Annotated in this window: 7 protein-coding genes; 2 read left to right on the top strand and 5 right to left on the bottom strand. The window is 38.8% G+C overall.

Annotation, left to right across the window (positions count from 1 at the left end; genetic code table 11):
• Positions 1–17: 17 nt before the first annotated feature.
• The 4 genes from RM049_RS29360 to RM049_RS29345 form a co-directional block, all read right to left on the bottom strand.
• A complete protein-coding gene (locus RM049_RS29360) occupies positions 18–518 on the bottom strand; it encodes a transposase (protein ID WP_322706682.1) in 501 nt (166 codons plus the stop codon).
• 59 nt (positions 519–577) lie between these two features.
• Positions 578–964, bottom strand: coding sequence for a helix-turn-helix domain-containing protein (locus RM049_RS29355; RefSeq protein WP_190933311.1), 387 nt, complete (start codon positions 962–964; stop codon positions 578–580).
• 570 nt (positions 965–1,534) lie between these two features.
• Positions 1,535–2,860, bottom strand: coding sequence for a TIGR03279 family radical SAM protein (locus RM049_RS29350; protein ID WP_322706681.1), 1,326 nt, complete (start codon positions 2,858–2,860; stop codon positions 1,535–1,537).
• 239 nt (positions 2,861–3,099) lie between these two features.
• The gene (locus tag RM049_RS29345; RefSeq protein WP_322706680.1) at positions 3,100–3,924 is read right to left on the bottom strand and encodes an undecaprenyl-diphosphate phosphatase; all 825 of its coding nucleotides are present in this window, start codon (positions 3,922–3,924) and stop codon (positions 3,100–3,102) included.
• 446 nt (positions 3,925–4,370) lie between these two features.
• Here RM049_RS29345 and RM049_RS29340 point away from each other — a divergent pair, with 446 nt between their 5' ends.
• Positions 4,371–5,150: a DUF3120 domain-containing protein gene (locus RM049_RS29340; RefSeq protein WP_322706679.1), complete on the top strand. Its 780-nt coding sequence runs from the start codon at positions 4,371–4,373 to the stop codon at positions 5,148–5,150.
• A gap of 229 nt (positions 5,151–5,379) precedes the next feature.
• Here the strand turns inward: RM049_RS29340 and RM049_RS29335 are convergent, their stop codons facing one another.
• Positions 5,380–5,556, bottom strand: coding sequence for a hypothetical protein (locus tag RM049_RS29335; protein WP_322706678.1), 177 nt, complete (start codon positions 5,554–5,556; stop codon positions 5,380–5,382).
• Between the two features lie 320 nt (positions 5,557–5,876).
• On the opposite strand from RM049_RS29335, the gene psbU reads away from it, so the two are divergent.
• Entirely contained in the window at positions 5,877–6,305 is a 429-nt protein-coding gene (psbU, locus tag RM049_RS29330; protein WP_322669903.1) for a photosystem II complex extrinsic protein PsbU, read from the top strand.
• The last annotated feature ends 4 nt before the right edge of the window (positions 6,306–6,309 follow it).

Here is a 6,309-nt window from a genome sequence, read left to right as displayed (position 1 = left end):
TACAGCATTTCCGGCTGTTATGAGGTACAGTAGCAGCAATTAGCAAACCAGTTTCTTAAATGTTGAGGATTTATTAAGTCGAGTGCAACTGATATAAGTTTATCAACCATTTCTGTTGTAGTTGGAGCAAAACTGCGTAAGAAAGATTTGAGTTGTGACCACCATAATTCAATTGGATTAAAATCGGGAGAATATGGGGATAAACAAAGAACTGAAGCGCCGACAGCTTCAATCATTGGCACAATTGAATCGAGTTTATGCGCGGATAAATTATCCATTACTACCACCGCTCCTGACCATAACTCTGGCACTAAAAACTTCTCAATAAATACTTCAAAAGCAACGCCATCCATTGAATTATTCATTGTCATTAATGCGACTACTTTTTTAATACTAATTGCTCCAATTACTGTAACTTTTGATCCCCGATAGAAGGGGTTAAGAGAGTAAGCTCTTGTTCCAATTTGTGAACGGGCATGAGTCCTTGTTAAACCAAGTAGAACGCCAGTTTCGTCCAAAAATACTAAATTTTCTGGCTCTATATGTTTGACCTTTTCCCAAAAATCTAATCTTAAATTCAGGATTCTCTCCGTGCCTGCTTGGGTACTCCGCTTTGTTTTTTTTTCCGATTTAATCCTAATTTCTGTAACGCACGACACATTGCACTTCGACCTACGAAATTGCCAGTCTTGTCTGCAAATAATTCACACAATTCTATCAATGTTGCATCTGGATGTGATGCAACTAATTCTGTCAACTCTATGTCAGCATTTGTTAGATGACTAAATTGTGGCTTTCCTCGCGGCTTGGATTGTAAATTTCCTTCAACTTTTTGTTGTTTTACAAGCTTTTGGACTAAACTCTTTGAGACGGAAAATATATTAGCTACTTTCCTGATTGAGATGTTTTTCTGAAGATGTGCCGCAACTATTTTTTCTCGAAGCTCGACAGAGTATGACTTCATTTAAAAGTATTTATATTTTAATCTAGTGTACCTCATAACAGACGGAAGTGCTGTAAAGCCCTCACCCTAAATCTCTCTCCCAAGCTTGGGAGAGGGACTTTGAAATTGGCTCGGCTCCCTTTTTGCCAAAATTGTGAGAACGGGTTGGCGGATGAAGACAGATTTTGTATTTGTGCAATAAGTCTAATTATTACTCTTGACGATCGCCAGAGTTAAACTAACAATAATTTTTCACGAATTTTTCCAGAAATTTTTAGATAAAATAAGATAATAATTTCAACAGTCGCAATTGCAATCACCAAAATTTATTAAATGTAAAGCAATATTTTTAGATTTATTTATGTTTAATTAAAGCTTATTAATTTTGTATTTAACATTAAAATCTTTGGATACAAAAAAATTGCTTTGAGTTGAAAAGCTTAAAATTATACTGATTCAAAAAACGTTTATAACAGATAACCACACCCCCAAAGCATTTTCTTGACAAGAATAGGGATCGGGGGTGAAATTTTGCTATGTACTTCATCCACCTGGAAACTACTATAAAACTAAAGGACTAACAAAAACAGCTTAAAGAATACAAGTATTGATTAAATCTTCAACTCCTCCTACTGGTAAAATTTTTGTCTCCAGTTTGCAGGCTAATTCTTCAATACTCATATCATCTAAAAATACTAATTCACCATGTTTGAGCATTACATTTGGTAGTAAAATTCCGTCTCCCAAATCTTGTCCTTGTAAGTTCAATAGCAAATCATGACCCGTTAGTAATCCCGTGACAGTGATACTCTGTCCCCAATAATCACTACATAAAGCACGCATATTTACTTTTAATCCTTCAACAGAATTTAACCGTTTCAAGATAGGTTCAAAGGCATTTTCTACTGCGTTGCCTACTACCCAAGTTAATTTTCTCTGAGGATAAACTTTTGGCGGTAGTAATTCTGTTGCCGCGGCTGCAAATTGCTTGATAAACAACTGAATTGAACCAACACCATTATCAATTTGGGGATACTCTTCATATTCAGATTCGCTCGGTAATTCTTCACCTGCAATCAAAAACCACTCATCAGCTAACCAAGCGACGTTAGAGGAAAACTTTTGACGAAATTGTTGCGAGAGTATTCGCACTTGAGAAATCACTTCTTTCGCTTTTTCTTTGGTTACGGGTGTAAGTTCGTCTTCTGGAGGCCGAAACCTTGTCAATCCGACTGGCACAACTGCCACCGATGCCACCGTAGGCACTTCACCAGTATGAAAGGATGCTAAGTCTTTTAAGGTTTGCTCTAGATGTTCACCATCATTTATACCAGGACAAACAACTACTTGAGCATGAACTTGTAGCCGTCTTTTTTGAAACCACTTGAGTTGTTGCAAGATTTGTCCTGCACGGGGATTTTTCAAGAGTCTAATTCTAACTTCCGGCTCCGTGGCATGAACAGAAACATACAACGGAGATAAGCGCATTTGTTCAATCCGCTGCCATTCTCTTTCTGGTAAATTGGTCAGGGTAAGATAAGAGCCGTACAAAAAGCTTAAGCGGTAATCGTCGTCTTTAAAGTACAAGCTGGTGCGCTTACCTGGTGGTTGTTGGTCGATAAAGCAAAAAGGACAGCGGTTATTACACTGAATTAAGCCATCAAATAGGGCAGTTTCAAATTCTAGTCCCAAGTCTTGGTCGTAATCTTTTTCGATTTCCAAGCTATGAGTTTTACCAGTAGCGTCTAAAACTTCTAATTCTAAAATTTCATCAGCACACAAAAACTGATAATCAATTAAATCGCGGGGACGTGTACCATTGATTGCAACGATCGCATCCCCAGCTTCAAAACCAATCTCTGCGGCTATTGAGTCTGGAAGAACCTTGGTAATTCGGGCAGGATGAATGGTAGTCATGGGGAATGGGGCATAGGGCATTGGGCATTATAGCGTTTCTTAGTTGAGTTTAATACAGACTTAACCTCAGCCTCTTCCCTAGTCGCGTTGGGGAGTAAAATTTAAAGCCTCTCTCCTAAAAGGAGAGAGGAATGGAAGTGAGGTTAGATTGTATTACATACAACCGAGCGATCGCTCTAGTCATTTGCTTTGGACAAAGGACAAATGACAAATGACTAATGACTAATGACTAATGATTATTATCCTTTCCAACCTGCTGCGATCGCTAGTAAGATTGCACTACCGAATGCTAATCTATACCATACGAAGACCAAAGTGTTTTTGGTTGCTAAGTATTTGATCAAAAATGCAATTGATAGGTAGGAAAAAATCAAGGTTGAAATAATTCCTACAATTAACAGTGCAACAATGTTATCTGGCAACTGGTGAGCTTGAAACAATTTGAATATTTTCAAGCTTTTGTACAGCGTCGCAATGGTAAGAGTTGGAAACCCTAACAAAAATGAGAATTTTGCTGCTGTAGCGCGTTCTAATCCTAAAAATAAGGCAGTTGTCAACGTCGAACCAGAACGAGAAACGCCCGGAATCAAGGCAAGTGTTTGTCCCAATCCAACCAAAATACCATCCTGAATCTGCAATGACTCAAAACCGCGCTTACGAGTGCCAATTTTTTCTGCTAGAGCTAGTAAAAGTGCCATAATAATTGACATGATGCCAATAATTAATGGACTCTCAGGTAAAATATCTTTCAAAAGGAAGCCGAAAATTAAAGCCGGCAGTGTTCCGACGACAATACCGACAAGAATCTTCCATTCTTCGCGTTGCCAGTCTTTGGCTTTTAGTGCTTCGATTCCACCTTTGACAATACTAGAAATCAGCGACCAAAAATACCCCACAATTGCGATAACGCTGCCAAATTGAATTGCGTCAACAAAATCTTTAGAACCTAGTTCTTTCCAACCAAATACCTTGGTAAAAATTATAAGATGTGCAGTACTACTGATTGGTAAAAACTCTGTAATACCTTGAACAATACCTAAAATAAAAGCTTGAATAAACTCCATATACAATTAATACCTTTTTCGTGTGATAGAGATCGTGATGAACATTGTTTGGCTGAGTTTAGCTGATGATGTTGCTTTATATACTCTCTATTGCACCCAATCTTGTAGAAAACTCAATTTGACCGATCGAAAACATCATCGAAGACGCTGACTATGTTCTTACACCCACCTCAATAAGTCAACGCAATTTGAAAAATTCATCAAATTTTAATATTTAGCAGACTCATAGCAGCTGACTTTTCACCTCTGTGTAATCCCTTATTTATAAGGAACTACAAAGGAGTTCTGTATCAGTGGAACTTTAATGGATTCGTCTGGCGCAGAATGTTTTGTTTGGTTTGCACCAGCGCTTGTGGAAATTTTAGTATAATTACAATGCCCCAGGGGGGGATTTGAAAATGTGATATCTTAAGTAAAATAAAGTTTAGTAACAAATATTAAAAACTTTGATTAATAATACACTGTCTTCCTACAGCGCTTCTACTCCTTGTATTGATACTGAGTTGGATTTAGCTGATACTGCGCAAAACGGTATCAGACAATTGGAATCTACACTTTCCCTTTCTTCCTCTTTACCCTTATCTCCTTCTACCCGACAAACTTGGTTAGTGTTTGCAGCAGCGGTGTTTTTGGTAACAGTGCCAGTATTTATAGAAGCGCCAATAGTGCGATCGCTACCAAGTCTGAGTTTAGCGCTGACAGGATTTTGGGTGTGGCTCAGTTTTGCCTTAATGTCACGTCCTGCAACTTACGTCTGGGGCGATTTGCTCTTGGGGTTTAGCTGGAGTTGGTTAGCAGGAGCGATTTACTGGGGTTGGTTACGTTGGGAACCTTTATGGCATCTGCCTGTGGAATTTATCGGTTTACCGTTTGCTTGCTGGTGTCTGGCAAAGAATTGGGGCAAGGTAGGTAACTGGTTTTATTTAGGTTCTTTACTCGGTACAGTTTTAACAGATGTATATTTTTATATAGTAGATTTGATGCCCTATTGGCGGCAAATTATGAGAGTAGATGCAGATGTAGTACCGCAAATCTTACAAAATGCTCTCATACAAGTACAAGCACCTTGGGGACAAACTTGGGCGATAATTCTCGCCGTAGTGCTATTAACAGTAGGAATTTCAGCTTTAGGTCGAAATCAAAGACACTGGTATGCCTTTGGCGGCGCAGTTTTAAGCACAATTTTGGTAGACAGCCTATTTTTGTTAGCTGCGATCGCAGCGTGAAGAAGGTAGGAGACACTATATAGGAATCCATTTTGATTCGGAGAAATTATTTGCGTAGGGAGGGAACAGGGAACAGGGAAGAAGGAATAAAAGTGTACTGAGTTTTTTTCAAAAATCAAATACGAGTCTTATTATATGTTGATGTTGCAATGAGCGTGTGGGCTTCTCTTACTGAAACTTTTCCCAGCCCAATCTACGGCACATCAAAAATGATACTGTAGATGATTAATTAGTTAAGAAATATTACATAAAAATCGATCGGCATCAAGTCTTTTTTGGCAAGGTTTTCGATCTTAGAAATCGTGCAGTTTTGTGTCTGCTTGAAAGGTAGAATCAGCCACCCCGAAAAGATTTCGTCAAGCAGAGAATGCTGCTGGAATCGTCGATGTAACGCTATTGCAGCCATGCAGGCACTCTTTCCACGATGAAAATTTTTGGCAAAAGTATAGTCAAACCCAGTAACGGTAAATATTGTGGATATTAATACGCTGTATATTAGTTTCTGATGACTGCTGTGTTGACTAAGCTATCAGCTTTTGTCCTTTGTCCTTTGTCCTTCGTCCTTTGTCAGTTGTCAGTTGTCCTTTGTCCCTTGTCAGTTGTCCTTTACAAATGACCAATGACCAATGACCAATGACCAATGACCAATGACTAATGACTAATGACTAATAACTGTTGTTAGCTTAAAACTTTTATTGCTGTTTGATGGAAAGAGGTAGAAAAATCGTGAAAGGATTGGCGCGTTTATTAACAGTGTTTAGCTTGTTACTTAGTTGCTGGGGATGGTTGGGAACAACTCAGATAGCCCAAGCTGCTAGTTTCAACAGTTTTGCTTTTCCCCAAGTCCCAGTTCTGGCAATTGAGCGGCAGAATCGGGCAGACGCTAAACTAAGAACGGAATTTGGTAAAAAAATTGATTTGAATAATACCAACGTCCGAGCTTTTCAACAGTTTCCAGGGCTTTATCCTACCTTGGCTAAGAAAATCATCACCAATGCTCCCTACCAAAAGGTAGAGGATGTATTGGATCTTCCAGGATTGAGCGATCGCCAAAAACAAACCCTGCAAGCCAACCTCGATAAATTCACCGTGACAGACCTAGAGCCTGCCTTCAATGAAGGAGACGATCGCTTTAACAACGGTATCTACAGATAACTGA

The organism is Nostoc sp. DedQUE04 (assembly GCF_034530995.1).
In the GTDB taxonomy this organism is placed as follows: Bacteria; Cyanobacteriota; Cyanobacteriia; order Cyanobacteriales; family Nostocaceae; genus Nostoc.
Note: the sequence above shows the minus strand (reverse complement) of the source record. Positions and strands in the feature narration are given on the sequence as shown.